The organism is Mesorhizobium sp. C120A (genome assembly GCF_030323105.1).
Lineage (GTDB): Bacteria > Pseudomonadota > Alphaproteobacteria > Rhizobiales > Rhizobiaceae > Mesorhizobium.
The window spans coordinates 4,093,575-4,119,739 of sequence record NZ_CP100476.1 but is presented as its reverse complement, the minus strand read 5'-3'; the positions used below and the strand labels follow the sequence as shown (position 1 = coordinate 4,119,739).

At 62.8% G+C, this 26,165-nt stretch carries 27 protein-coding genes and 1 pseudogene; 20 read left to right on the top strand and 8 right to left on the bottom strand.

Annotated elements, in window-relative coordinates; all coding sequences use genetic code 11:
* Positions 1–3 precede the first annotated feature (3 nt).
* The 9 genes from NL532_RS20055 to sufA all read left to right on the top strand — a co-directional run bounded on the left by NL532_RS20055 (position 4) and on the right by sufA (position 7,963).
* The gene (locus tag NL532_RS20055) at positions 4–1,167 is read left to right on the top strand and encodes a cysteine desulfurase family protein (protein WP_023829965.1); all 1,164 of its coding nucleotides are present in this window, start codon (positions 4–6) and stop codon (positions 1,165–1,167) included.
* A 187-nt stretch (positions 1,168–1,354) separates the two neighbouring features.
* Entirely contained in the window at positions 1,355–2,872 is a 1,518-nt protein-coding gene (gene sufB, locus NL532_RS20050) for a Fe-S cluster assembly protein SufB (protein ID WP_023706434.1), read from the top strand.
* Positions 2,873–3,181: 309 nt separating this feature from the next.
* Positions 3,182–3,343 carry a hypothetical protein gene (locus tag NL532_RS20045; protein ID WP_023829964.1) on the top strand — a complete coding sequence of 54 codons (162 nt, stop codon included), beginning with the start codon at positions 3,182–3,184 and terminating at the stop codon, positions 3,341–3,343.
* 10 nt (positions 3,344–3,353) lie between these two features.
* Positions 3,354–3,635 carry a hypothetical protein gene (locus tag NL532_RS20040; protein WP_155923884.1) on the top strand — a complete coding sequence of 94 codons (282 nt, stop codon included), beginning with the start codon at positions 3,354–3,356 and terminating at the stop codon, positions 3,633–3,635.
* On the top strand, positions 3,628–4,383 hold the full coding sequence (gene sufC / locus NL532_RS20035; protein WP_023748559.1) for a Fe-S cluster assembly ATPase SufC: 756 nt from the start codon (positions 3,628–3,630) through the stop codon (positions 4,381–4,383). The genes NL532_RS20040 and sufC overlap by 8 nt, the downstream gene beginning before the upstream one ends.
* Before the next feature lie 43 nt (positions 4,384–4,426).
* Positions 4,427–5,695 carry a Fe-S cluster assembly protein SufD gene (gene sufD / locus NL532_RS20030; RefSeq protein WP_023829962.1) on the top strand — a complete coding sequence of 423 codons (1,269 nt, stop codon included), beginning with the start codon at positions 4,427–4,429 and terminating at the stop codon, positions 5,693–5,695.
* A gap of 132 nt (positions 5,696–5,827) precedes the next feature.
* Positions 5,828–7,069 carry a cysteine desulfurase gene (locus NL532_RS20025; RefSeq protein WP_023734521.1) on the top strand — a complete coding sequence of 414 codons (1,242 nt, stop codon included), beginning with the start codon at positions 5,828–5,830 and terminating at the stop codon, positions 7,067–7,069.
* A gap of 21 nt (positions 7,070–7,090) precedes the next feature.
* Positions 7,091–7,477, top strand: coding sequence for an SUF system Fe-S cluster assembly protein (locus NL532_RS20020; protein WP_023709315.1), 387 nt, complete (start codon positions 7,091–7,093; stop codon positions 7,475–7,477).
* Between the two features lie 105 nt (positions 7,478–7,582).
* Positions 7,583–7,963, top strand: coding sequence for a Fe-S cluster assembly scaffold SufA (gene sufA, locus NL532_RS20015; RefSeq protein WP_013532156.1), 381 nt, complete (start codon positions 7,583–7,585; stop codon positions 7,961–7,963).
* Between the two features lie 144 nt (positions 7,964–8,107).
* On the opposite strand, the gene NL532_RS20010 is transcribed toward sufA, so the two are convergent.
* Positions 8,108–8,605: a GFA family protein gene (locus tag NL532_RS20010; protein ID WP_023669121.1), complete on the bottom strand. Its 498-nt coding sequence runs from the start codon at positions 8,603–8,605 to the stop codon at positions 8,108–8,110.
* A gap of 84 nt (positions 8,606–8,689) precedes the next feature.
* Between NL532_RS20010 and NL532_RS20005 the strand changes: the two genes are divergently transcribed.
* The gene (locus NL532_RS20005) at positions 8,690–9,013 is read left to right on the top strand and encodes a TfoX/Sxy family protein (RefSeq protein ID WP_023829960.1); all 324 of its coding nucleotides are present in this window, start codon (positions 8,690–8,692) and stop codon (positions 9,011–9,013) included.
* Between the two features lie 202 nt (positions 9,014–9,215).
* On the opposite strand, the gene NL532_RS20000 is transcribed toward NL532_RS20005, so the two are convergent.
* Together NL532_RS20000 and NL532_RS19995 are read right to left on the bottom strand one after the other, a co-directional pair.
* Positions 9,216–10,133: a pseudouridine-5'-phosphate glycosidase gene (locus tag NL532_RS20000; protein ID WP_023829959.1), complete on the bottom strand. Its 918-nt coding sequence runs from the start codon at positions 10,131–10,133 to the stop codon at positions 9,216–9,218.
* Positions 10,134–10,203: 70 nt separating this feature from the next.
* Positions 10,204–11,148 carry a carbohydrate kinase family protein gene (locus tag NL532_RS19995; RefSeq protein ID WP_023829958.1) on the bottom strand — a complete coding sequence of 315 codons (945 nt, stop codon included), beginning with the start codon at positions 11,146–11,148 and terminating at the stop codon, positions 10,204–10,206.
* A 278-nt stretch (positions 11,149–11,426) separates the two neighbouring features.
* Between NL532_RS19995 and recA the strand changes: the two genes are divergently transcribed.
* Both recA and alaS read left to right on the top strand, forming a co-directional pair.
* Positions 11,427–12,530 carry a recombinase RecA gene (gene recA / locus NL532_RS19990; protein WP_023669117.1) on the top strand — a complete coding sequence of 368 codons (1,104 nt, stop codon included), beginning with the start codon at positions 11,427–11,429 and terminating at the stop codon, positions 12,528–12,530.
* Positions 12,531–12,801: 271 nt separating this feature from the next.
* On the top strand, positions 12,802–15,468 hold the full coding sequence (gene alaS, locus NL532_RS19985; RefSeq protein WP_286487416.1) for an alanine--tRNA ligase: 2,667 nt from the start codon (positions 12,802–12,804) through the stop codon (positions 15,466–15,468).
* A gap of 99 nt (positions 15,469–15,567) precedes the next feature.
* On the opposite strand, the pseudogene NL532_RS19980 reads toward alaS, so the two are convergent.
* The 3 genes and pseudogenes from NL532_RS19980 to NL532_RS19970 all read right to left on the bottom strand — a co-directional run bounded on the left by NL532_RS19980 (position 15,568) and on the right by NL532_RS19970 (position 18,020).
* Positions 15,568–16,169: pseudogene (locus NL532_RS19980) on the bottom strand (demethoxyubiquinone hydroxylase family protein).
* 14 nt (positions 16,170–16,183) lie between these two features.
* The gene (locus tag NL532_RS19975) at positions 16,184–16,798 is read right to left on the bottom strand and encodes a glutathione S-transferase family protein (protein ID WP_023829957.1); all 615 of its coding nucleotides are present in this window, start codon (positions 16,796–16,798) and stop codon (positions 16,184–16,186) included.
* Positions 16,799–16,808: 10 nt separating this feature from the next.
* Positions 16,809–18,020 (bottom strand): NADP-dependent isocitrate dehydrogenase, encoded by a 1,212-nt coding sequence (locus tag NL532_RS19970; protein ID WP_023669114.1) that lies wholly within the window; start codon positions 18,018–18,020, stop codon positions 16,809–16,811.
* 216 nt (positions 18,021–18,236) lie between these two features.
* Between NL532_RS19970 and NL532_RS19965 the strand changes: the two genes are divergently transcribed.
* From NL532_RS19965 to murI, 3 genes are all read left to right on the top strand, one after another.
* Complete coding sequence (locus NL532_RS19965) at positions 18,237–19,085, top strand: RNA methyltransferase (protein WP_023829956.1); 849 nt, start codon at positions 18,237–18,239, stop codon at positions 19,083–19,085.
* An 81-nt stretch (positions 19,086–19,166) separates the two neighbouring features.
* Entirely contained in the window at positions 19,167–19,775 is a 609-nt protein-coding gene (locus NL532_RS19960; RefSeq protein ID WP_023731156.1) for a DUF805 domain-containing protein, read from the top strand.
* A gap of 146 nt (positions 19,776–19,921) precedes the next feature.
* Positions 19,922–20,710, top strand: coding sequence for a glutamate racemase (gene murI, locus NL532_RS19955; protein ID WP_023694125.1), 789 nt, complete (start codon positions 19,922–19,924; stop codon positions 20,708–20,710).
* A gap of 85 nt (positions 20,711–20,795) precedes the next feature.
* Here murI and NL532_RS19950 read toward each other — a convergent pair whose 3' ends face one another.
* Positions 20,796–22,178: an RNB domain-containing ribonuclease gene (locus tag NL532_RS19950; protein ID WP_023829954.1), complete on the bottom strand. Its 1,383-nt coding sequence runs from the start codon at positions 22,176–22,178 to the stop codon at positions 20,796–20,798.
* Positions 22,179–22,338: 160 nt separating this feature from the next.
* Between NL532_RS19950 and NL532_RS19945 the strand changes: the two genes are divergently transcribed.
* Complete coding sequence (locus NL532_RS19945; RefSeq protein ID WP_023684876.1) at positions 22,339–22,527, top strand: DUF3008 family protein; 189 nt, start codon at positions 22,339–22,341, stop codon at positions 22,525–22,527.
* Positions 22,528–22,610: 83 nt separating this feature from the next.
* On the opposite strand, the gene NL532_RS19940 is transcribed toward NL532_RS19945, so the two are convergent.
* Positions 22,611–22,811 carry a hypothetical protein gene (locus tag NL532_RS19940; protein WP_023829953.1) on the bottom strand — a complete coding sequence of 67 codons (201 nt, stop codon included), beginning with the start codon at positions 22,809–22,811 and terminating at the stop codon, positions 22,611–22,613.
* A 385-nt stretch (positions 22,812–23,196) separates the two neighbouring features.
* On the opposite strand from NL532_RS19940, the gene rpsD reads away from it, so the two are divergent.
* The 4 genes from rpsD (at position 23,197) to NL532_RS32415 (ending at position 26,121) form a co-directional block, all read left to right on the top strand.
* Positions 23,197–23,814 (top strand): 30S ribosomal protein S4, encoded by a 618-nt coding sequence (gene rpsD / locus NL532_RS19935; RefSeq protein WP_023669107.1) that lies wholly within the window; start codon positions 23,197–23,199, stop codon positions 23,812–23,814.
* A 106-nt stretch (positions 23,815–23,920) separates the two neighbouring features.
* Positions 23,921–24,808, top strand: coding sequence for a tRNA 2-thiocytidine(32) synthetase TtcA (ttcA, locus tag NL532_RS19930; protein WP_023829952.1), 888 nt, complete (start codon positions 23,921–23,923; stop codon positions 24,806–24,808).
* The gene (locus NL532_RS19925; RefSeq protein WP_023684879.1) at positions 24,798–25,625 is read left to right on the top strand and encodes an inositol monophosphatase family protein; all 828 of its coding nucleotides are present in this window, start codon (positions 24,798–24,800) and stop codon (positions 25,623–25,625) included. Before ttcA ends, NL532_RS19925 begins: the two co-directional genes overlap by 11 nt.
* Positions 25,626–25,710: 85 nt before the next feature.
* Positions 25,711–26,121 carry a UCP034077 family protein gene (locus NL532_RS32415; protein ID WP_023669104.1) on the top strand — a complete coding sequence of 137 codons (411 nt, stop codon included), beginning with the start codon at positions 25,711–25,713 and terminating at the stop codon, positions 26,119–26,121.
* The last annotated feature ends 44 nt before the right edge of the window (positions 26,122–26,165 follow it).

Sequence of the window (26,165 nt, the reverse complement as noted above, 5' to 3'; positions counted from 1 at the left end):
AAAATGGCCGCAGCACGCGCCTATCTCGACTACAATGCCAGCCAGCCGCTCATTGCCGAGGCGCGCGAGGCGATGATTGCCGCGCTCGATCTCGTCGCCAATCCGTCGTCGGTGCATGCCGAGGGGCGCGCGGCGCGGCGCCTGATCGACACTGCCCGGCGCGATGTGGCAGCACTTGTCGGCGCCAAGGCCGAGCATGTCGTCTTCACCTCCGGCGCGACGGAAGCCGCATCGACGCTGCTGACGCCGGATTGGCGGATGGGCCGTGGCACGGTGCGCATGAGCCGGCTCTATGTGTGCGAGGCCGACCACCCTTGCCTGTTGAACGGCGGCCGCTTCCCGGCAACACAGGTTTCGCGGATCGGCGTCGACGCCGATGGCATTGCCGACCTCGCTCAGCTGACAGCCGCTCTGGCCGCGCATGACAAGGCCGAAGGCCTGCCGTTGGTCGCGATCCATGCCGCCAACAACGAGACCGGCGTCATCCAGCCGATCGAGGCAATCGCTGCAATCGTCAAGGCGGCGGGCGGCATTCTGGTGGTCGACGCGGTGCAGGCTGCGGGCCGTGGTCCCATCGATATGTCAGCGGCTTACGCCGACTATTTGATTCTGTCTTCGCACAAGATCGGCGGCCCCAAGGGTGTCGGCGCCGTCGTTGCGGCAGCCGATCTGATGATGCCGAAGCCGCTGATCAATGGCGGCGGCCAGGAAAAGGGCCATCGCGGCGGCACCGAAAACCTGGCGGCCATCGCCGGCTTTGGCGCCGCGGCGCGGCAGGCTTTGGCTGGACTGAAAGACGTCGAAGCGATCGCGCAACGCCGCGGCGAGGTCGAGAAAACACTCAAAACGCTGGTGCCGGACGCAGAAATCTTCGGAACCGGCGCGCCAAGGCTTGCCAATACGACATTCTTCGCTATTCCCGGCATCAAGGCCGAGACGGCGCAGATCGCGTTCGATCTGGCTGGCGTGGCGCTGTCGGCGGGATCGGCCTGTTCGTCGGGCAAGGTCGGGCCGAGCCATGTGCTGAAAGCCATGGGTTACGGCGACAGCCTGGGCGCTTTGCGCGTGTCCATCGGCCACGCAACGAGTGCCGGGGATATCGAACTGTTCCGTGCTGCGCTGGCCGGTATTGCCCAGCGCCGGGCGGGCAGGGAACAAGCCGCCTGAGGCGGCGACAAAGAATTCAGGCCTCGCGGCCTGGTAGAGCCGTGCGTTTGCAAGTGGCCGGGTGAATTCCCGGCCGAGACGCACTATATGAAACTTACGCCGCCTTCGGCGCCTCATGGGCAGCCCTCGGCGATGCCATAGTTTGAAAACTGTCGGGCCTTGACCCCGGCGTGGATGGAGAACGCTTATGCCTGCTGTGCAGGACACGATCGATCGGGTCCGAAAGATCGACGTCGACCAGTACAAATACGGATTCCAGACAGAGATCGCGATGGACAAGGCCCCCAAGGGCCTGAGCGAAGACATTATTCGCTTCATCTCGGCCAAGAAGGATGAACCGTCCTGGATGCTGGAATGGCGTCTGGAAGCCTATCGGCGCTGGCTGACGCTGGAAGAGCCGACCTGGGCGCGCGTCCATTATCCGAAGATCGATTTTCAGGACCTCTATTACTACGCGGCGCCCAAGAGCACGCCCGGCCCGACCTCGCTGAGCGACGTCGATCCCGAGCTGTTGAAGGTCTACGAGAAGCTCGGCATTCCGCTGCGGGAACAAGAAATCCTCGCCGGCGTGCAGAAAACCGACGTCTCCGATCTCGAGGAGCCCAGCGACAACGTCTACAAATCGGGCCGTGTCGCCGTCGACGCGGTGTTTGATTCCGTTTCCGTCGTCACCACGTTCAAGAAGGAACTGGCGCAGGCCGGCGTCATCTTCTGCTCGATCTCGGAGGCCATCCGCGAGCATCCGGAGCTGGTGCAGAAATATCTCGGCTCGGTCGTGCCGACATCCGACAATTTCTACGCCACGCTGAATTCGGCTGTCTTCACCGACGGCTCGTTCGTCTTCGTGCCCAAGGGCGTGCGCTGCCCGATGGAGCTGTCGACCTATTTCCGCATGAACGAGAAGAACACCGGCCAGTTCGAGCGCACGCTGATCATCGCCGAGGAGGGGGCTTACGTCTCCTATCTCGAAGGCTGCACGGCGCCGCAGCGCGACGAGAACCAGCTGCATGCCGCCGTCGTCGAACTGGTGGCGCTCGACGATGCCGAGATCAAATATTCGACGGTGCAGAACTGGTACCCCGGCGATGCCGAGGGCAAGGGCGGCATCTACAATTTCGTCACCAAGCGCGGCGACTGCCGCGGCCACCGTTCGAAGATCTCGTGGACGCAGGTCGAGACCGGTTCGGCGATCACCTGGAAATATCCCAGCTGCATCCTGCGCGGCGACGATTCCTCCGGCGAGTTCTATTCGATCGCCGTGTCGAACGGCTACCAGCAGGTCGATAGCGGCACCAAAATGATCCATCTCGGCAAGAACACGTCGAGCCGCATCATCTCCAAGGGCATCGCCGCCGGCTTCTCGCAGAACACCTATCGCGGCCAGGTCTCGGCGCACCGCAAAGCGACCAACGCCCGCAACTTCACCAATTGCGATAGTCTCCTGATCGGCGACCAGTGCGGCGCGCACACCGTGCCCTACATGGAAGCCAAGAATTCGACGGCGCAGTTCGAGCATGAGGCGACGACGTCGAAGATTTCCGAGGACCAGAAATTCTACGTCATGCAGCGCGGCATTCCCGAGGAAGAGGCGATCGCGCTGATCGTCAACGGCTTCGTCAAGGATGTCATCCAGCAGCTGCCGATGGAGTTCGCGGTCGAAGCGCAGAAGCTTATCGGCATCAGCCTTGAGGGTAGCGTGGGGTGACAAGGGCGCGCAAACGCGAATCCGTGGAAAAACATGTCTATCTGCGGGATCGAGTGGATAACTGGGAAGCGGGCCTGGGCCTTGCATTCTGGTTTTGCGCGATAGGGATAGTGCTGCTCGGCGCGGCCTACTCGCCGGATGGCTTTTGGCGAGGATTTTGGCAAGCCGTGACGCAGATGTAGAATAACCGGGCGTAGGCGCTCGGATAGGCAATGCGATGGACACTGGAAGGATAGCGACCCGCCAAGCGTTCAGGACCGTGCACAAGGCACAGGATTGCAACTGAACGTTTGAAAGGAAGTTGAAGTGATGGATACGGTTCCGATCGTTTTTTACGCTTTGGTGTGCGGCGCGCTCTGCGCTGTCGCGCCCTCTATCCAGTCGACGCCGCGCCGGATGGCGGCGGGCGCCGTGACCGGGCTGGTCTCGGCAATTATACTGCCGTTTCTGCGCCACTTGGTTGATGGCTGAAGAGATGACCATGACGCTGCCTCGCGACGAGATCTGGTTTGCGGTTCGCTGGCGGCGGCTCTGGGCGGTTCGTCGCGAGGGCAACATCGCCACAATGAAATACGCCGCGGCCGCAGTAGCCTCGGCCCTGGTAGGCGCCGTTTTGGCGGCGTTCGTCCATCCGCTGGTCGGCCTTGCGGTTTTCGCGGTGGGGTTCGGCCTGTCCTTCTGGCGGTTCAAAACCCTGCAGCGCCGGCACACCGATTGCACAGTCACCTACGACGATTATTTCAGAGAAAAGAACAATGCTTGAGATCAAGAACCTGCATGCCCGCATCGTCGATGACGGCACCGAGATCATCCGCGGCCTGAACCTGACGGTGAAAAACGGCGAGGTCGCCGCCATCATGGGCCCGAACGGCTCGGGCAAATCGACGCTGTCCTATATTCTCGCCGGTCGCGAGGACTATGAGGTCACCGAAGGCGACATCCTCTATAACGGCCAGTCGATCCTCGAAATGGATCCGGCCGAGCGCGCCACCGCGGGCATCTTCCTCGCCTTCCAGTATCCGATGGAGATACCTGGTGTCGCGACCATGGAGTTCCTGAAGGTGGCGATGAACGAGCAGCGCAAGGCGCGCGGCGAGGAGCCGCTAAAAATTCCGGAATTTTTGAAGCGGGTGAAGGAGGCGGCAGCCTCGCTCAACATGGACATGGCGATGCTCAAGCGGCCGCTCAATGTCGGCTTTTCCGGCGGCGAGAAGAAGCGGGCCGAGATCCTGCAGATGAAGCTGCTGGAGCCAAAGCTCTGCGTGCTCGACGAGACCGATTCCGGCCTCGACATCGATGCGCTGAAGATCGTCTCGGACGGCGTCAACGCGCTGCGTTCGCCCGACCGTGCCATCATCGTCATCACCCACTACCAGCGCCTGCTCGAGCACATCGTGCCCGATAGCGTGCACGTCCTATACAAGGGCCAGGTGATCAAGTCCGGCGACAAGTCGCTGGCGCTCGATCTCGAAGCCAATGGCTATGCCGGCGTGATCGGCGAAGCCGCGTGAGGCGCCAGAAGGCCATTTTATGCTGAAAGGCGGGGCAAAACTGATGAATATGCATACACAACCCCAGCGCACGCAGGCCGAAACGGCGTTGATCGACGCTTTCGGCGAGCGTCTGTCGTTGCTGCCGGGTGACGGCGCGGTGATGCTGAAGCGCGACGACGCCATCGAGGCGATCAAGCACGGGCTGCCGACGCGGCGCATCGAATCCTGGCATTACACTGACCTGCGCCGGCTGTTGACCGCGGTGCCGGCATTCGATCCGACGGCCGCCGCCAAAACGCTAACGCCCATCGTCGAAGGTTCCGCCGTGCTGGCGGTTCTGAACGGCGTCTCGAGTGCGAAATTCCCCGCGATCGAGGGCGTGACGATCCAGCGCCTGTCGGAAAAGCTGACCGACGGCTCGATTGCACCCGGCCTCGAGCCCTATGGCAGCGATGACGCCATCGGCGCGCTGAACACTGCTTTCGTCGCCGACGGCTATTTCGTCGACATCGCCGATGGCGCAGCACTGGAAAAGCCGGTCGAATTGCAGAACGTGCAAGCCGGCGGACAGACCCATGTGCGCTTTCCCGTGCGTGTCGGCGCCGGCGCCAAGGCTGCGATCGTCGAGCGTCAGGCGGGCGAGGGCGCGGCTCTGGCCAGCTCCGTCAGCCAGCTGGTGCTCGACGAAGGCGCCGAGGTGACCTGGCTGATCATCCAGGAACAGCCGGAGACGGCCACCCATCTGGCGCAGTTCAAGGCGCATCTCGGCAAGAATTCGAAGCTGACGCTGTTTTTCATGAATGCCGGCGGCAAGCTTGTGCGCCAGGAGATCGTGGTGAAGACCACGGGCGAAGGCGCCGACTTCAAATTGCGCGGCATCAACCTTCTGGCCGGCGACACCCACACCGACGTGACCATGGTGCTCGACCATGCCGTGCCGCATACGACATCGACGGAAGTGATCCGCAATGTCGTGACCGGCAAGGCGCGCGGCGTCTTCCAGGGCCGCATCAACGTCCACCAATACGCGCAGAAGACCAACGCCAAGATGGCCTGCAACACGCTGCTTTTGTCGGATGATGGCGAGTTCTCGACCAAGCCGGAGCTGGAAATCTTCGCCGACGACGTCATCTGCGGCCACGGCGCGACCGTTACCGAGATCGACCACAACCATCTGTTCTACCTGATGGCTCGCGGCATCGACGAGAAGAGCGCCCGTGGCCTGCTGGTCAAGGCGTTCGTCGCCGAAGTGATCGAGGAACTGGACGACGAAACCATCGTCGAGGCCCTGGAAACAAGGCTGGACGACTGGTTCGTGGCGCATGGGTAGCGCCTCCCCTTCTCCCCTTGTGGGTCCGAAGGACGGGCGAGGCAAGTGACACGCCCCGGGCGGTGGCCGAGCGAAGCTCGGTCGGGTGAGGGGTGCGTGACGAAGTGAGGCGGTGCCTCAAGAGAGCTTGTAATGGACCAGAAGATCGAAACAACCCCATACGACGTCGAGGCGATCCGCCGCGACTTCCCGATCCTGTCGCGCGAAGTCTACGGCAAACCGCTGGTCTATCTCGACAATGGCGCCTCGGCGCAGAAGCCGCAGGTGGTGCTGGATACGATCCAGCACGCCTATTCCCAGGAATACGCCAACGTGCATCGCGGCCTGCATTTCCTGTCGAATGCCGCAACCGACGCTTATGAGAAGGCACGCGAGACGGTGCGCCGTTTCCTCAATGCGCCAAGCACCGACAACATCGTCTTCACCTCGAACACGACCGCGGCGATCAACACCGTGGCTTACGGCTATGGCATGCCCAATATCGGCGCGGGCGACGAGATCGTGCTGTCGATCATGGAGCACCACTCCAACATCGTGCCGTGGCATTTCATCCGGGAGCGGCAGGGCGCCAAGCTGGTCTGGGTGCCGGTCGACGATCTCGGCATCTTCCACATCGAGGAATTCGAAAAGCGGCTGACCGACAAGACCAAGCTCGTCGCCATCACGCATATGTCGAACGCGCTGGGCACGGTAACCCCGATCAAGGAGATCGTGCGCATCGCGCATTCGCGTGGAATTCCCGTACTTGTCGACGGCAGCCAGAGCGCCGTGCACATGCCGATCGACGTGCAGGATCTGGATTGCGACTTCTTCGTCTTCACCGGCCACAAGGTTTACGGGCCGTCCGGCATCGGCGTGCTTTACGGCAAGAAGGATATTCTCTCGGCCATGCGCCCCTTCATGGGCGGAGGCGAGATGATCGAGGAAGTGACGGAAGACGTCGTCTCCTACAACGAGCCGCCGCACCGCTTCGAGGCCGGCACGCCGCCGATCGTGCAGGCGATCGGGCTGGGTGCAGCATTGGAATACATGGAAAAGATCGGCCGCGAGCGCATCGCCGCGCACGAGGCCGACCTCAAGACCTACGCACACGAGCGGCTGCGCGCCATCAACTCGCTGCGCATCTTCGGCGACGCGCCGGACAAGGGCGCCATCATTTCCTTTGAGTTGCAGGGCATTCATGCCCATGACGTGTCGATGGTGATAGACAGGCAAGGTGTTGCCGTCCGCGCGGGCACCCATTGCGCCCAGCCGCTGTTGAAACGCTTTGGCGTAACCTCCACATGCAGGGCATCGTTCGGCATGTATAATACCAGGGCCGAAGTCGACGCTTTGGCCGATGCGCTGGAAAAAGCGCGCAAGTTCTTCGGGTGACAGGTTCTTTGGATGACGACCATGGATGATGCGAGCCACACCACCGCGCCGGAAGCAGCCATCAATCCGCTGGTTTCCGCCTCGGCCATTCCCGCCGACGAACTGGCGCGGCTGACCGACGACATCGTCTCGGCGCTGAAGACGGTCTATGACCCGGAAATACCGGCCGACATCTATGAGCTCGGCCTCATCTACAAGATCGACATCGAGGACAACCGCGCGGTCAAGATCGACATGACGCTGACCGCGCCCGGCTGTCCGGTGGCCGGCGAAATGCCCGGCTGGGTGGAAAACGCCGTCGGCGCCGTCGAAGGCGTCTCCGGCGTCGAGGTCAACATGACCTTCGACCCGCCCTGGTCGCCCGACCGCATGTCGGAAGAGGCGCAGGTGGCGGTGGGCTGGTACTAGGTTGACTGAGGTTGGTGCACTTGCACCAGTGGTAAAACTTCACCATTTTAGGTGAGGAATCATTCGGCAGGCCTTGAACCTGCATGGAATGGAAGAGGAAAAAGAATGGGACGCTTCGCCGTCATCACGATGACCGAAAAGGCCGCCGACCGGGTGCGCGAGATCGTCGCCACGCGCGACAATGCGCATGGCATTCGCCTCGGCATCAAGAAGGGCGGCTGCGCCGGCATGGAATACACGGTCGACCTGGTGACCGAGCCCAATACCAAGGACGACCATATCGAACGCGACGGCGCGCATGTCTATGTCGCGCCCGAGGCTGCCCTTTTCCTGTTCGGCACCGAGATGGATTTCGAGCAGACCACGCTGCGCACCGGCTTCACCTTCCACAACCCGAACCAGAGTTCGGCCTGCGGCTGCGGCGAATCCGTCGAACTGAAGCCCGCCGACCTGAAGGCGCTGGCTGAAGCGCGCGCTTCCGCCTGATCTTTCCTTCGCCCCGTTCACGGGGAGGTGAGGAATGGTCCGCGCAGCGGGCGAAAAGCCAATTGCTTGGCTTTTCGAATGACGAACGGCCCGAAGGGCCGGATGAGGGGCAGCGCTAACCATCGGAAGTCGCGCTCCGAGTCCTCACTTCACCCACATCTTCGTCCGCTTGTGCCAGTCGGCGATCGATTCCTCGGGATAGACGTCGAACGCATTGTCCTTCTTGCCGATCACCGGCTCGACCCAACTCGCCTTGTATTTCAACATCAGATGCACCTTCTCCGGCGGCTTCGGCAACTCGCTGTCGATTGCCGAGGCGAAGGGGTGGACCAGGTCCGGCCATGTCGGATCGTAGAGCCAGAGCGCCGAACCGCACTTCTTGCAGAAATTGCGCTCGCCCGTCGAAATCTCACACTTTGGATGCTCGTCGTCCGCGATCTCGGCCTGGTAGACGCCGAGATTGCGCTTGCCCTTGATTTTCAGCGTCTTGTAATCGGCGCCGAGATTGATGGCGAAGCCGCCGCCGCCCTGCTGCTTGCGGCAGATCGAGCAGTAGCACAGCATGAACGGCACCGGCGTGTTGCTCTCCACCTCGAAATGGACGGCATCGCAGCGGCAGGATCCCTTGAGCAGCAGCGGCATGGACAAGACTCCGACGGATGGCTCTCAACTTGCCAGCATGGTTTTTGATTGCAGCCATGGCAAGCCCGGTGACATGATTGCGGCATGGACAATGAACGCATCGAAGAACTGTTCGAAGGCCTCGGCCCGGTCAGTATCCGAAAACTGTTCGGCGGCAAGGGTATCTATTTCGACGGCGTCATCGTCGCCATCGTGCTGCGCGGCGAATTGCTGCTCAAGGCTGACGAGCAAAGCGCGCCCGACTTCGAAGCCGCCGGCTGCATGCAATGGACCTATACCGGCACCCGCCACGGCAAGCTGGTCGCGATGCCGTACTGGAGCATTCCCGACGACGCGTTTGATGATCCTGACGAGATGAGGGTGTGGGCGCGCCGGGCGTATGAGGCGGGACGAAGGGCGGGGAAGTGAACCGGGACCGCCGCGTTTCTTCCCACCCCCCTCTGTCCTGCCGGACATCTCCCCCGCAAGGGGGAGATCAGTTGTCACATTGGCCTTCGCTAATCACCAACGTTGAAAATGGGAGCCTGCGGCTAAGCTGTTAATCTCCCTCCTTGCGGGGGAGATGGCCGGCAGGCCAGAGGGGGGTGCTGTCCCGCCGACGTAGGCGATCCTACAGCGCCGTCGCAATCCTCGCCGCCAGCCGCGCATTGTTCTCGACCAGCGCGATGTTGGTCTTCAAGCTCCGGCCGCCGGTCAGTTCGAGGATTTTGCCCAGCAGGAACGGCGTCACCGCCTTACCGGTCACATTCTGCACTTCCGCCGCCTTCTGCGCGGCCTCGATATAGCCGGCCATCTCGTCGGCCGGGATTTCATCGTCCTGCGGCACCGGGTTGGCGATCAGCATGCCGCCGACCAGGCCAAGTGCCGCCCTGGTCTTGTAGAAATGCGCGATCTCTTCCGGTCTGTGCAGGGTCAGCGGCGCGCGGAACGGCGAATGCCGCGACCAGAAGGCCGGCATCGTCTCGCAGCCATGGCCAATCACCGGCACGCCGCGCGTCTCCAGCACTTCCAGCGTCTTTTCGATGTCGAGAATCGCCTTGGCGCCGGCCGAGACGACGATGACCGGCGTGCGCGCCAACTCGTCGAGATCGGCCGAGATGTCGAAGCTCTTTTCCGCGCCCTTGTGGACGCCGCCAATGCCGCCGGTGGCGAACACCTTTATCCCGACCATGTCAGCGGCGATCATGGTGGCGGCGACCGTGGTGCCGCCGGTGCGGCCTTGCGCCACCGCAAAGCCGAGATCGGCGCGCGACAGCTTCATGGCATCGCCGGTCATGGCCAGCGACTCGCGCTCGCCGTCGGAAAGCCCGATCTTGATGCGGCCGGCGACCACGGCGATCGTCGCCGGCACCGCGCCATTGTCCAGGATGATCTTTTCGACATTGGCGGCCATGGCGCCATTGTCGGGGTAAGGCATGCCATGGGTGATGATGGTGCTTTCCAGCGCCACGACCGGGCGGCCAGCGGCGAGCGCCTCAGCCACGGGCGCGTGGATGTCGATCAAGGGGCGGGCGCTTTGCGGTGTCATGATGGTCTCCGATCCGGAGATCCGCGCGTCCGCTTGGACGTCGCGCTCCGGCAATGGCAATTGGCCGCCCTCATGCCATTTCCTGCGCGTCGGGCACAAGAGCCAGTGCCTCGGTGAAGGTCGCGGCGGTGAAGGCCGGCACGGCATCCGAACTTTCGATGGCGAGCGTCGCCGCGGCAACGCCTTCGCGGAGGGCCTGGCGCAATGCCAGGCCGCGCAGCAGGGCAGCGATGGTGGCGCCGGCCAGCGCGTCGCCGGCGCCGGTGACGTCGGCGACTTTTCTCGGCGCCGGCGGCAGGATAGAGAAGGCGCCGGCTTGGTCGAATCCCAACACCGGGCCGTCGCCCGCCGTCACCACGCCACTGGTGAGGCCGCTGCAGCGCAGTCCGTCGACGGTCTCGCGCTCGGTGGCATTGGCATCGACGCCGGCCAGCACCATGGCCTCGCGCCGGTTCATGAAGACCTGCGCGAGTTCCTTCAGCACCGGTATCAGCCGCACCACCTTGGCCGGCGAAATGGCAATGGCGAACACCGGCTTGCCGGCGGCGACCCCCACCAGCCGCTCCAGCGCCGTTGATGGCAGATTGGCGTCGCAGAGCACCGCATCGGCCTCGGCGACCACCTCGCGCACCTTGGAGCGGCGGATCTGCTTGGGGAACGCCAAATCGTAGAGCGCCATGTCGGCAAAGCCGGTGATCAGCTCGCCATCCCTGTCGATCAGCGCGGTGTAGCTCGGCGTCGTGCGGTCGAGGAAAACCGCCGACAGGTCGGCAATGCCGGAGTCGGCGATGGCGCGCGCAACCGTCTCGGCCGAGGCATCGCCGCCGCGCACCGACAAAAGCGAGGCCGAGACGCCGCGCCGCACCAGGCTGCGCAGCGCGTTGAAGACGCCGCCGCCGACATCCTCGCGCATCGTGCCGGGGTTGGACGCCGCGGGCACGTACGTGCCCGACACCTGGCCGCGGCGATCGATATGGGCGCCGCCCACCGCCAGTATCTTTGCTGATTTCACCATGCCGGCGATATGACCTTTGTTATTCGAGCCGCACAAGCGCTACGCTGTGCGGCGGAGCTTCGCAGGCGAGCTGGCGATTCGGCCGATCGAAACAGCCGGAGCATCTGGCCCGAAGGGGATACATCCGAAAATACCAAGAGACAAAAAAAGAACAAATCCGGATAAAGATGGTTTTTCAGTTATTTGACCCCTCTTGCCAAACGAGAACAAAAGTAGTACAAAATGGGTAGGGATTACGGATTGTCCGGCCTTCATTGACGACCAAGGGGTGATGTATCATGGCTCAGAATTCTTTGCGGCTTGTAGAGGACAAAGCGGTGGACAAATCAAAGGCTCTGGATGCGGCGCTGTCGCAAATCGAGCGCGCCTTCGGCAAGGGCTCGATCATGCGGCTTGGCGCCAATGAGCAGGTCGTCGAGATTGAAACCGTGCCGACGGGATCGCTGGGCCTCGACATCGCGCTTGGCGTCGGCGGCCTGCCGCGCGGCCGCATCGTCGAGATCTACGGGCCGGAAAGCTCGGGCAAGACGACGCTGGCGCTGCATACGGTGGCGGAAGCCCAGAAGAAGGGCGGTATCTGCGCCTTCGTCGATGCCGAGCATGCGCTCGACCCGGTCTATGCCCGCAAGCTCGGCGTGGACCTCGAAAACCTGCTGATCTCGCAGCCCGACACCGGCGAGCAGGCACTTGAAATCTGCGACACGCTGGTGCGTTCCGGCGCCATCGATGTGCTGGTCGTCGATTCGGTGGCGGCACTGACGCCGCGCGCTGAAATCGAGGGCGAGATGGGCGATTCGCTGCCCGGTCTCCAGGCTCGTCTGATGAGCCAGGCGCTGCGCAAGCTGACCGCCTCGATCTCGCGCTCCAACACCATGGTCATCTTCATCAACCAGATCCGCATGAAGATCGGCGTCATGTTCGGTTCGCCCGAAACCACGACCGGCGGCAACGCGCTGAAATTCTACGCTTCGGTGCGCCTCGACATCCGCCGCATCGGCTCGGTCAAGGACCGCGACGAGGTCGTCGGCAACCAGACCCGCGTCAAGGTCGTCAAGAACAAGCTGGCGCCGCCCTTCAAGGTGGTCGAGTTCGACATCATGTATGGCGAGGGCGTCTCCAAGACCGGCGAACTGGTCGATCTCGGCGTCAAGGCCGGCGTGGTCGAGAAGTCCGGCGCCTGGTTCTCCTACAATTCGCAGCGTCTCGGCCAAGGTCGCGAAAACGCCAAACTGTTCCTGCGCGACAATCCCGACACGGCGCGTGAGATCGAACTTGCGCTGCGGCAGAATGCCGGGCTGATCGCCGAGAAATTTCTTGAAAATGGCGGCCCCGAGCGCGGCGAAAGCGACGACGGCTTCGAGGAAGAATCCGGCGCCATGTAGGGCACGGCCAGAGTTCGGCCATAAATCCAGTCTATTATCCGATGCTTAAGTAACCGAGTTCTTTAGTATTGCGTTTCAAACCGCCGGCCTTCGCGCCGGCGGTTTTCGTTTTTGGGCAGCGTGAAGCCGGCTTGGCAGTTGCCGGGATGGCCCAATTCCGTGTTTCTGGACAGGGTGGGGCGTGCCCGCTAAAAGGCCAAGTCAATCTTCTAAAAAGCAGAGACCAGTGTCCGCCGGCCGTGCCGGCGGTTTTCGCGAAAAGGCAGCAGTCATGAGTGGCGTGAACGAGATCCGGTCGACATTCCTCGACTATTTCCGCAAGGAGGGCCACGAGGTCGTGGCCTCGAGCCCGCTGGTGCCGCGCAACGACCCGACGCTGATGTTCACCAATGCCGGCATGGTGCAGTTCAAGAACGTCTTCACCGGCCTGGAGAAGCGGTCCTATTCGCGCGCCACCACTGCGCAGAAAAGCGTGCGCGCCGGCGGCAAGCACAACGACCTCGACAATGTCGGCTACACCGCGCGCCATCTGACCTTCTTCGAAATGCTCGGCAATTTCTCCTTCGGCGACTATTTCAAGGAGCGCGCCATCGAACTGGCCTGGAACCTGATCACCAAGGAGTTCGGGCTGAACAAGGACAAGCTGCTGGTCACCGTCTATCACACCGATGACGAGGCGGCCGGCTTCTGGAAGAAGATCGCCGGTTTCTCCGATGACCGCATCATCCGCATCCCGACCTCCGACAATTTCTGGGCTATGGGCGACACCGGACCGTGCGGGCCGTGCTCGGAAATCTTCATCGACCGTGGCGAGCACATCTGGGGCGGCCCTCCCGGCAGCCCGGAGGAGGACGGCGACCGCTTCCTTGAATTCTGGAACCTGGTGTTCATGCAATATGAGCAGGTCACCAAGGATGAGCGCATCGACCTGCCGCGGCCGTCGATCGACACCGGCATGGGCCTGGAGCGCATGGCCTCCATCCTGCAAGGGGTGGAGAGCGTCTTCGAGACCGACCTGTTCCGTCATCTGATCGATGCGGCCTCGTCAGCGCTCGGGCAGGGCCCGGACAAGGAGACGGTCGCCTCCTTCCGCGTCATTGCCGACCATCTGCGCTCGTCCTCCTTCCTGGTGGCCGATGGCGTGCTGCCGTCGAACGAAGGCCGCGGCTATGTGCTGCGCCGCATCATGCGCCGCGCCATGCGCCATGCGCAGTTGCTCGGCGCCAAGGAGCCGTTGATGTGGAAACTGGTGCCGGCGCTGGTGCGCGAGATGGGCCAGGCCTATCCCGAACTGCTGCGCGGCGAACAGCTGATCACCGAGACGCTGAAGCTCGAGGAGACCAGGTTCCGCAAGACGCTGGTGCGCGGCCTCGGCCTGCTCTCGGAGGCGACGGATACGCTGCACGCCGGCGATATGCTGGATGGCGAGACCGCGTTCAAGCTCTATGACACGTACGGCTTCCCGCTCGATCTGACGCAGGACGCACTGCGCCAGCGCAACATCTCGGTCGACCTTGCCGGATTCACCCATGCGATGGAGCAGCAGAAGGCCGAAGCGCGCAAGCATTGGGCTGGCTCCGGCGACGCGGCCACCGAGACCATCTGGTTTTCTGTACGCGAGAAGGCCGGCGCCACCGAATTCCTCGGCTACGAGACCGAACAGGCGGAAGGCCTCATCCAGGCGCTGGTCAAGGACGGCAAGACCGTCGACAGCGCGATCAAGGGCGACGCGGTGGCGGTGGTCGTCAACCAGACGCCGTTCTATGGCGAGTCCGGCGGCCAGATGGGCGACACCGGTATCATCTCCGGCGAAGGTTTCTCGATCGAGGTTTCCGACACGCAGAAAAAGGCCGACGGCCTGTTCGTGCACCTGGGCAAGGTGACGAACGGCACGGTCAAGCCAGGTGCAGCCGTCGAGCTGAAGGTTGACCATGCGCGCCGCACCCGGCTGCGCGCCAATCATTCGGCAACGCATCTGATCCACGAGGCGCTGCGCGAGGTGCTGGGCACCCATGTCGCGCAGAAAGGTTCGCTGGTCGCGCCCGAGCGCCTGCGCTTCGACATCTCGCACAACAAGCCGATCTCGGCCGAAGACCTCGAAGAGGTCGAGCGCATGGCCAACGAAATCGTCGTCCAGAACAGCCCGGTGACGACGCGGCTGATGTCGGTCGACGACGCCATCGCCGAAGGCGCCATGGCGCTGTTCGGCGAGAAATATGGTGACGAGGTGCGTGTCGTTTCGATGGGCACCGGCGTGCATGGCGCCAAGGCCAACCGGCCCTATTCGGTCGAGCTCTGCGGTGGCACCCATGTCCGGGCGACCGGCGATATCGGCCTGGTCCGTGTCGTCTCCGACAGCGCGGTCGCCGCCGGCGTGCGCCGCATCGAGGCGCTGACCGGCGAAGCCGCGCGCAAACATCTCGATGAGCAGGACAGGCGCCTGAAGGCAACTGCGGCCGTGCTGAAGATCTCGCCGGCCGACGTGCCGGCGCGTGTCGAGACGCTGCTCGAGGAGCGCAAGAAGCTCGAGAAGGAGCTGAGCGAAGCGCGCAAGAAACTCGCGCTGGGCGGTGGTGCCGCGGCCGATGCTCCGGCCACCACCGAAACCGTCGCCGGTATCGGCTTCCTCGGCAAAGCGGTTTCCGGCGTGTCGCCGAAGGATTTGAAGCCGCTGGCCGATGCCGGCAAGACATCGCTCGGCTCCGGCGTCGTCGTCTTCGTCGGTGCGGGCGAAGACAACAAGGCAAGCGTCGTGGTCGCCGTGACGGACGATCTCGTCGGCCGCTTCAGCGCTGTCGATCTGGTGCGCGTTGCCTCGGCCGCATTGGGCGGGCAGGGCGGCGGCGGACGGCCCGACATGGCGCAAGCCGGCGGTCCGGACGCCTCGAAGGCCAATGATGCGATCGCCGCGGTGAGGGCGGCGCTGGAGGCAGCCTGAAAGCCACCCTATGTCGTATCTGGTTCGTGTGCGGCTTTCCGGCCTTCGCCGCCGTGCTTGCCATTCTGTGGCTGATCGTGGCAAGCCGGCAATCAGCTCTTAGACGGTCCGTCTAGCTAGTCTAGTTCTTTTCGCCGCCTTCAGGGCGCGCGTCATTCTGCTGGAATCGCCCCAGGTGGACAGCCAGATCAGCACGTCCGTGGCGATCGAAATCAGCGACCGTAAAAAGTTCAGCGCCGGGCCGGGCGATTTCAGCTGCTCTTCGGCGAGATGGAGATGGGCGAGCTCTTCCTCGCGGATCGCCAGGATGATGCCGTGCAAGTCGTGGTCGCGATTGGCGAGGAAAACAGCTGATCGTCCAGATGGCGATGCACCGCCGCTTCAACCGCCGCCGTGCAGGCCCAGATGCCTTGCGGACCGAGCAGGGCGGTGACAGAACCCAGCAGCCAGCCACCCCAGCTCCAGAATTGCATCACCCGGCACGGTCGCGCCTTCCGCGCCGGCATGGCGGCACGGAAGGCGGCGCAATGCGTGCGCTCGTGCCCGAGCATCTCCGACAAGGATGGCACGCAATCCGGCCAGAAGCGCCTGGCGACAAGAATCTGCGCCGAATAGATCCTGATCGCACCGAACTCACCGGCGTGGTTGACCCTGACAATTCTGGCGATGGTGAGCGCGTCCTGGCGAGATGGGTCAGCCATGGCCCGAACCCATATCAGCCCGCCGCCAGGCTCGGACGTTTTGCGATGCCGTCCCACCAGGCCTGGATGTCGGCGAACGCCGCAAGCAGCTTTTGCCCGTCGGCGACCTTGACGAAATAGGCGATGATGGATGCCGCATGCAGGTCGACCAGCGTCAGCTGGTCGCCGAGCAGCCACGGCCCGGGAGGCTTGAGTGCGGTGAGCACCCGCAGCACCGTTTCCGCCTGGCGCAGCCCGTTGGCGACCAGTGCCTCGTCTGGCGCTTCCTTCTCAAGCCGCTCGACGGCGACGTCCCAGACCATCGACCTGTAGGCATAGGCGTCGAGCATGCCGATGATCTGGTTCATCGTTGCGCGGGTGCGGGCGTCTCTTGGCTGCAGTGCCGGGCCGTCGAACGCCTCGTCGACATAGCGGGCGATCGCGCTGGTTTCGAACAGGCGAAACCCGTCATGCTCGAAGGCCGGAATGCGGCCGAAAGGGTGATGCTCGAAGTACCAGGCGGGAGCGCCCTCGGCGGCAAAGACATCGACCGGCACAAGGTCGTAGTCGATGCCTTTTTCCGCCAGCACGAGGCGGACGATGCGCATATAGACGCTGTAGTCCGCCCCGTAGACGACCGGCTTGGCCATGGCTGCCGGCTTACGCCATCGCCTTCTGCAAATTCTCGTCGATCTTGTCGAGGAAGCCGGTGGTCGACAGCCATGGTTGGTCGGGACCGATCAAGAGCGACAGGTCCTTGGTCATGAAGCCGCTCTCAACCGTCTGGATGCAGACCTTCTCCAGCGTGTCGGCAAACCGCTTCAACTCGGCATTGTCGTCGAGCTTGGCGCGGTGGGCGAGGCCGCGCGTCCAGGCGAAGATCGAGGCGATCGAATTGGTCGAGGTTTCCTCGCCCTTCTGGTGCTGGCGATAGTGGCGCGTCACGGTGCCGTGCGCGGCCTCCGCTTCCACCGTCTTGCCGTCCGGCGTCATCAGCACGGAGGTCATCAGGCCGAGCGAGCCAAAACCTTGCGCCACCGTGTCGGACTGGACGTCGCCGTCATAATTCTTGCAGGCCCAGACGTAGCCGCCAGACCATTTCAGGGCGGAGGCCACCATGTCGTCGATCAGCCGGTGCTCGTACCACAGCTTCTTCGCCTTGAACTCGGCCTCGAATTCAGCCTCGTAGACCTCCTGGAAAATGTCCTTGAAGCGGCCATCATAGGCTTTGAGGATGGTGTTCTTGGTCGAGAGATAAACCGGATAGTTGCGCAGCAGGCCGTAATTCAGCGAGGCGCGGGCGAATTCCCGGATGGAGTCGTCGAGATTGTACATCGCCATGGCAACGCCGGCGCCGGGTGCGTCGTACACGTCATGCTCGATCACCTTGCCGTCCTCGCCGACGAACTTGATGGTCAGCTTGCCCTTGCCGGGGAAGCGGAAGTCGGTGGCGCGATACTGGTCGCCGAAAGCATGACGGCCGACGATGATGGGCTTGGTCCATCCCGGCACCAGACGCGGCACGTTCTTCATGATGATCGGTTCGCGGAAAATGGTGCCGCCGAGAATGTTACGGATGGTGCCGTTCGGCGACTTCCACATCTTCTTCAGCTTGAATTCCTCGACGCGCTGCTCGTCGGGCGTGATCGTCGCGCATTTCACGCCGACGCCCCATTTCTTGATGGCATTGGCCGAATCGATGGTCACCTGGTCGTTGGTGGCGTCGCGGTGCTCGACGCCGAGGTCGTAATATTCGAGCTTCAGGTCGAGATAAGGGTGGATCAGCTTGTCCTTGATGAACTGCCAGATGATGCGGGTCATCTCGTCGCCGTCGAGCTCGACGACCGGGTTCGCCACCTTGATCTTCGCCATGAAAAGAATGCCTCGCTTTTGGGGAACAAAACGGCCTCGCCCGCATGGCTTCGGCCGGGTATGCGGAGCGTATATCAAAGCCTATTTGGCCGCGCAAACGACCATCCGTGCAGAATGGGTCGTCTGTGCCGCGACCGGTGTTTGCAAAAGCTTCATTTTGCCGAGCGGATGTGGCAGGGAACGCTGAAATGCCGCAAACAGCAGTTCATTGAGACCATGTCCGCCGCCGATCATCCTGAAAACGCATCCGCCGCCGCCCCGGCGATCATCCTGGTCGAGCCGCAGCTTGGCGAGAATATCGGCATGGTCGCGCGCGCCATGGCCAATTTCGGCCTTGCCGAACTGAGACTAGTCAACCCGCGTGACGGCTGGCCGAGCGAGAAGGCGCGCGCCGCCGCCAGCCGCGCCGACCATGTCATCGATGCCGTAACAGTGTTCGGCGACCTGGCGTCCGCCGTCGCCGACCTCAATTTTGTCTTCGCCACCACGGCGCGCGAGCGCGACGGCTTCAAACCCGTGCGTGGTCCGGTCGAGGCGGGCAGGGCGCTCAGGGCGCGTCAGATGGCCGGCCTGCGCACCGGCATCTTGTTCGGCCGCGAGCGTTTTGGGCTCTACAATGACGAGGTCGGGCTGGCCGACGAGATCGTCACCTTCCCGGTCGTTCCCGGCTTTTCGTCGCTCAACATCGCCCAGGCCGTGCTGTTGATGTCCTATGAATGGATGAAATCCGGCCTGGAGGACGAGACGGCGACTAATTTCTCCAGTCCTGAAATGAAGCCGGCGAGCAAGGAAGAGTTGCACGGCCTGTTTGCCTATCTCGAAGGCGCGCTCGAAGCGCGCGGTTATTTCCGCCCGGCGCCCAAGAAACCCAAGATGGTCGACAATCTGCGCGCCGTCTTGACGCGCGCCGGTTTCGCCGAGCCGGAACTGAAAGTGCTGCGCGGCATCATCTCGTCGCTCGACCGGTTTTCGCCGGCCATGCCGCGCGGTGACGGCTCGCCGGGAGACGATCCAAGGCGTTTGCCGGCCGCTGCGCGAAAACCCCAGGCAGACAAAGAAGATTAGAAATCGCTAAGCTTCGAACGGCTGAAGTAACCGAATTTTATTTGCTTATCATCCATTGTTGTCAAAACGGTGGGGTGGCAGATGTTCACGTCCAAAATCGGCCGTATGCGCTTCTTCTTCTATTCCCTCGGCGTAGCCCTGCTCGAGGCCGTTCTTGCCGTGCTGTGCATCGTTGGCACGATCGGCTTTGAGGGGCTGGTCAACTCGGCGCCCGGTCCATCGCGGCAAGGGATGGCAGGCGCGGTTCTGATCGTTTCCCTCCTGGCTGTGGTCATGCGTGCCAACATCGCCTGGCGACGCAGCCGCGACGCCAACGGCAAAGCCTGGATCCTGTGGTCCTACATCGTGTTCTGCGCCATCTACGCCTTTCTGCAGGCAGGCACGCTGCTGGTCATCGATTTCAACAATCCGGAAAGCACGTCCAGCGGTTTGAACCTGCTTGCGCTGTCGATCTTTGGCCTTTGGTGCACGATTCTGGTGGCTAAGCCGGTGGCGGGCATCAATATCGACGAACTGACATCGGTTTTCGATTTCGATGGCGATACGCCCATGCCTGCGGCATCCAGCCGGATGGCCAGCAGCGCGGCACAGTCTTCTATGCGCAACGCCACACCGGCCACGCGCTCGGTGCCGTCCGCCCAGCCTCTGGGCCGTCCGCGGCCCGCCGGCTTCGGCAAGCGCGGGCTCTAGAGCAACCGAGGCAAGGTCGTCTTCGCCGGCTTTGCGTGGAAGTTGCTAACATTCGCCACTTCAAGGCCATGATGGTTGCAGATAGAACGGCATTGGCCAATGACCGCCAAGCCTTCTGATCCAGCCTCTTTCATGGTCCGATATCAATGAGCCACCGTCCGATACTGATGTTCGATTCCGGCGTTGGCGGATTGACCGTGCTGCGCGAAGCGCGCGTGCTGATGCCCGACCGGCGCTTCGTCTACGTCGCCGATGACAAGGCCTTTCCCTACGGCGCCTGGGAAGAGCCGGCGCTGCAGGCCCATATAGTCGAGCTCTTCGCCAAGCTGCTCGACCGTTTTGATCCGGAAATTTCGGTCGTCGCCTGCAATACCGCTTCGACGCTGGTGATCGATGCGTTGCGGGAAAAATTCCCTGGCCATCCCTTTGTCGGCACGGTGCCGGCGATCAAGCCGGCTGCCGAGCGCACCCGGTCCGGGCTGGTCTCGGTGCTGGCGACGCCGGGCACGGTGAAGCGCCAGTACACGCGCGACCTGATCGGCAAATGGGCGCAGAAATGCCATGTCCGGCTGGTCGGCAGCAACAATCTCGCCGGACTGGCCGAGGCCTACATGCGCGAGGGCTTTGTCGACGAGGAGGCCGTGCGTGCCGAAATCGCACCGTGTTTTGTCCAGCATGACGATTTGCGCACGGACATCGTCGTGCTCGCCTGCACGCACTATCCGTTCCTGGCCAATCGCATGCGCAAGACCGCGCCCTGGCCGGTCGACTGGATCGACCCGGCCGAGGCGATTGCGCGGCGCGCTCTGTCGCTGCTTCCGGCTGTCGACGGGCCATTGCCGCAAAGCGAGCCCGACATCGCCGTCTTTACCTCCGGAAACGCGGATTTCGCCATCAGCCGGCTGATGCAGGGTTTTGGATTGAGCGCGCGCTAATGCATGTGTCGCCCAAAAGTGCGCAGCGGTTTTGGGACAACGACATGCACAAAACGAAAAAACTAAAGCGCGTCGCCGACGCGCTTTAGGCAAGCTCGAAGACAATGACGCGCCGATCCGGATCGGCCGAAACAAGCCTTAGCGTCAGGCCATCGCCCTGCCTGAACCCAGAGGCCTTCACATTCGCAACGACAGGCATGTCCGAGAGCTGAACGCGCACACGCTGATCACCGACGTCGGTGACGACGGCCTTGAATGTTTCACCCATGCGCCCCCTCAGCATCACCGCCTCGGCAAGGTCGATGGCCGCGTGGTTGATCTGCGAGGCGCGGGCGCCTGCGCGGCCCATCACCTTCGGCAGTCTGGAAAACGCCTCGGTAACGGCTTGCGGCACCGGCTGGCCGTTGACGATGGCCAGCACACAGCGCACGACATAGCGATCGGCCAGCCGCCTCAGGGGCGCGGTGGCGTGGGCATAGGTCGCGGCCATCGCCTCGTGCCAGGGGACAACGCCTTCTTCATAGGGTTGGTAGGACGCACCGGAGCCGGCGCGGCGGATTTCCAGCATCAGCGCTGCCTGGTGCATGTTGGTCGGATCGAGGGTTCGCTGATAGTCGGACAGGCTGGTCGAAGGAGGCCAGGACAGGCCTAAGGCCCGTGCCGCGCTGCGCAGTCTTTGTACTTTGGAAGCATCGGGCGGCGCCATCACCCGGAACAAGCCGGTCCGGTGTGCCAGCATGGCGTCGGCAATCGCCATGTTGGCGGCCAGCGAAAGTGCTGCGTTGTCTTGCTCGGATTGCAGCAGCGGTCTGAACGCAAGCTGGAACGTGCCATCGGCAAGCTGTTCCACCTCCTGCTCGGGCGGGTCGACGCGCGAAGCGCCGCGACGGTCTTCGGCCGCCGCCATGCGCCGCGCGATTTCGGCGAAGCCGACTGGGACGTCGGCGGCCTGCACGCTGTCATAGGCGAGCTTGGCGCGGCTTTGAATGATTGCCCGCTCCGCGCCATCCAGCCTTACCGCTCCGTCGTCGGCGATCCGGACCGTGAAGATGACAGCCGGACGCGGACCGCCGGGCAGCAAGCTCGCGGCGCCCTCGGCAATGACCCGGGGATAGAGCCCGGCCTTGCCGTCCGGCAAATACAGGGTTTCGCCCCGCGCCCAGGCTTCGCGATCCACCGCGTCGCCGTCCGCGACGAACCAGGCTACGTCGGCAATCGCATAGTGCAACAGAAGGTCGCTACCGCTCGCTTCGATCGAAAACGCTTGGTCAAGATCGGTGGAAGTCGCGGGATCGAGCGTCACGAAGGGCATCGCCGTGCGGTCGGCATGCTGGTCGGGCACGCGCCTGGCCGCCGTCTGTGCCATGGCCATTACATCAGGGGGAAATCCCTCCGGCACATGGAACTCGGTGCGGATTTTCGCGAGGCCGGTGGCGAGTGCCTGCGAGGGATCGTTCAACGATTTCATGGCGCCGTCCTACACCGGCGTTGCGGGCACGGGAAGGTGGTTTTGCCGGCAGTTGGCCGACCATGGGCAGGCATGAGCGCGGAACGGAAGTTGACCGCCAGCGCTGGAACCGTCGCCGGAGCGCAACGTTTCTTCCTCTGTCAGCAAAGGAGGTGCCGATATGCCTGCAACCTCAAAAGCACAGCAAAAGGCCGCTGGCGCAGCCCTGTCGGCCAAGCGCGGCGAGACCAGGAAGAGCGAACTTCAAGGCGCGTCGAAGTCGATGTACAATTCGATGAGCGAAAAGCAGCTCGAGGAATTCGCAGAGACCAAGCGCAAAGGCCTGCCGGAGAAGAAATCGGCAGACTGAAACCTTGAACCGAGTCGATAAACAAAGCCCGTGGCCGAAACCACGGGCTTCTTCGATTCAGGCCAAGCCCGAAACTCCTGACGTCACCAGCAGCGCTTCACCTTGTAGCGGATGACCTTCTTGTGGCCATGCCGCCAGATGACCTTCTTCTTCACCACGACATCGCAGGTCTGACGATGCTTGTGGCCCTGCCAGTGCTTGGCCATCGCTGGCTCGGGCACGGCGATCGACATCGTCCCGGCCATGACGGCTGCACCGACCAACGAGAGGAAAAACTTCTTCATGCGACTTCGGGCTCCTTTGGCTCAGTCCCTTCCTAAATGCCGTCGGCGCAACAACCTCCCGCCGCATCCGGCACGGCACTCAACGCCAAAGACGTGATATGGTTGCCGGGCCCAGCGCCAGCGACGCGCTTGACTCTGCTCAAATCTCCGTTTATCGAGCGCACCAACACTGGGCCGCAATGCCCGGTTGTTTCTTTTGCATGGCAAGCCCGGGAAAGCAGGTTTATCGTTTCCTGGGTTTTGTCTAGACTGACGTGTCCCGTGGGTTTTCCGCCGCGTTGCGTGGGAAAACCCTGTCAGGCCTCGAAAACGGAGGCCAGAGGAGGGCGCGTTTCCTTCACCCGGACCATGAGGCTCCGGGTGGTTTGTTTTGAAAGGGAATGCGATGAGCAAGCGCGAATCCGCGAAGTACAAGATCGACCGCCGTCTCGGCGAAAACATCTGGGGCCGCCCGAAGTCCCCGGTCAACAAGCGTGAATACGGCCCCGGCCAGCACGGCCAGCGCCGCAAGGGCAAGCTTTCCGATTTCGGCCTGCAGCTGCGCGCCAAGCAGAAGCTGAAGGGTCACTATGGTGATGTCTCCGAAAAGCAGTTCCGCAAGGTCTATGAAGAGGCTGATCGCCGCAAGGGCGACACCTCCGAGAACCTGATCGGCCTGCTCGAGTCGCGTCTCGACGCGGTCGTCTACCGCTCCAAGTTCGTGCCGACCATTTTCGCGGCTCGCCAGTTCGTCAACCACGGCCACGTCAACGTCAACGGCAAGCGCGTCAACATCGGCTCGTACCGTTGCAAGCCGGGCGACGTCGTCGAAGTGCGCGAAAAGTCGAAGCAGCTGGTCATCGTGCTGGAAGCGGTCGGCCTCGCCGAGCGCGACGTGCCGGACTATATCGAAGTCGATCACAACAAGATGGTCGCGACCTTCTCGCGCATCCCCGGCCTGGCCGACGTTCCGTTCGCCGTGCAGATGGAGCCGAACCTGGTCGTCGAATTCTATTCGCGCTAAGCGATCGCTTTCTGCGATACCGGAAAGGGCCGCCCGTCGAGGCGGCCTTTTCTTTGTCGGCCATGTCCGCTAATCCGGCACTCTCGGCTATGGAAAGCGACAAGCCATGAACATGCTGGCAGACATCGACACAGTTGAACCGATTGCTGAAGGCGGCTTCCATCCGCTGTTTGCCGACGTGCCGTCTTCCGTCGAGTTCAACAAACTGCGTAAGCGGCTGTTGCGGTTGACCCGTCAGGCGGTCGAGGATTTCGCCATGGCGAGGCCCGGCGACCGCTGGCTGGTGGCTTTGTCCGGCGGCAAGGATTCCTACGGCCTGCTCGCCGTGCTGCTCGATCTCAAATGGCGCGGCCTTTTGCCGGTCGATTTGCTGGCCTGCAATCTCGACCAGGGCCAGCCGAACTTTCCGAAGCACATTTTGCCCGATTACCTCGATGCGCATGGCATCGCCCATCGCATCGAGTATCAGGACACCTATTCGGTGGTCACCGACAAGCTGCCCCGGGGCGGCACCTATTGCTCGCTGTGCTCGCGGCTGCGGCGCGGCCATCTCTATCGCATCGCGCGCGAGGAGGGCTGTTCGGCGCTGGTGCTCGGCCACCACCGTGAGGACATTCTCGAAACCTTCTTCATGAATCTATTCCATGGCGGCCGCCTTGCCGCCATGCCGCCAAAGCTGCTCAATGACGACGGTGACGTCATGGTGCTGCGGCCGCTGAGCTACTGCGCCGAGGTCGATCTGGAGAAATTCGCCGCCGCGATGAAATTCCCGATCATTCCCTGCGATCTCTGCGGCAGCCAGGAAGGCCTGCAGCGCAACGCCATGAAGGCGATGCTGGACGATATGGAAAAGCGCATGCCGGGCCGCAAGGACACGATGCTGCGCGCGCTGTCCAACACCAGGCCGTCGCATCTGCTCGACAGAAAGCTGTTCGACTTTGCCGCCCTCAATGGCAGCCTCAGCACAGGACAAGACATTTCCGATGATATTTGACGACCAAGCGATCGACTGGCTGGCCGAGCTTCTCGCCGATGCAGCCAGGGCCGAAATCATGCCACGCTTTCGCCGGCTGGGCGAGGGCGACATCAGGCAGAAGACCTCGGCTGCCGACCTAGTGACCGAGGCCGACATCAACGCCGAGCGGCTGATCACGGCCAGGCTGCGCGAGCGCTATCCCACGGCGATGATCGTCGGCGAGGAAGCCTGTTCCGACAATCCGGCGCTGCTTCAGGGGCTCGGTGATGCCGACCTCGCCTTCGTCGTCGACCCGGTCGACGGAACCTTCAACTTCGCCTCCGGCGTGCCGCTCTTCGGCGTCATGCTGAGCGTCGTCGTCAAGGGTGAAACCGTCGCCGGTATCATCCATGACCCCGTAGGCCGGGACTGGCTGATCGGCGCCAAGGGCGCCGGCAGCCATATCCGCCATGCGCATGGCGCGCTGGAGACGGTGCATGTCGCCGATGCCGTGCCGATCTCGCAGATGACCGGCTCCGTCTCCTGGCAATATCTGGCGGAACCGCAACGCTCGCTCCTGGCGCGCAACCAGACCAAGACCCTGTCGCAGTTCGGCTATCGCTGCGCGGCACATGAATACCGTCTTCTGGCCAGCGGCCATGCCCATTTCGTCGTCTACAACAAACTGATGCCGTGGGACCATCTGGTCGGTGTGCTGATCCACGCCGAGGCCGGCGGCTACACCGCGCGGATCGACGGCAGCGCCTATCTGCCCTCGCATATCGACGGCGGCATTCTTGTCGCCCCGGACAAGGAAAGCTGGCAGGAGTTGCGCAGGGAACTCTGGGCGCAATAATCGGCCCAACTGCTGGTAGAGGCTTTCGTCAAGTATATTGGCTCTGTTATAGTGTCCAATCTCTCGCGAAGTCGGAAGCTGCGAAATGAAACATCGGTCCGCAATTGTTGCAACGGCGCTTGCACTTGCCTTGGCCGCCGCTGGCGCCACTGAGGCAAGATCGCAGGAACGCGCGTGCGGCAGTCGCGATCCCGTCGATACCATAGACGAGATGTTTTCCGCGATCTTTGCCTGTTGGCAGCCGCCGCCTGGAAGTGCTGGCATGACCCTGACGCTGAGTTTCTCAATTCGCAAAAACGGCACGCTGATGGGCAAACCGCGCGCCACTTTCTCCCATATGGGAGATGATGCCTCGCTCAACCGGGTCTTTGTGTCATCCGTGCTCGAAGCGCTCGACAAGGCTCTGCCGATGCCTCTTTCGGACAGCATGGGTGGCGCCATCGCAGGGCGCCCGCTGTTCCCTCGTTTCACGGCAGTGATTGGCGGCGCATCCTGAAACGCGTCGCTTGAAGGTGGCTGCGGTCTGAGACAAATAAAACT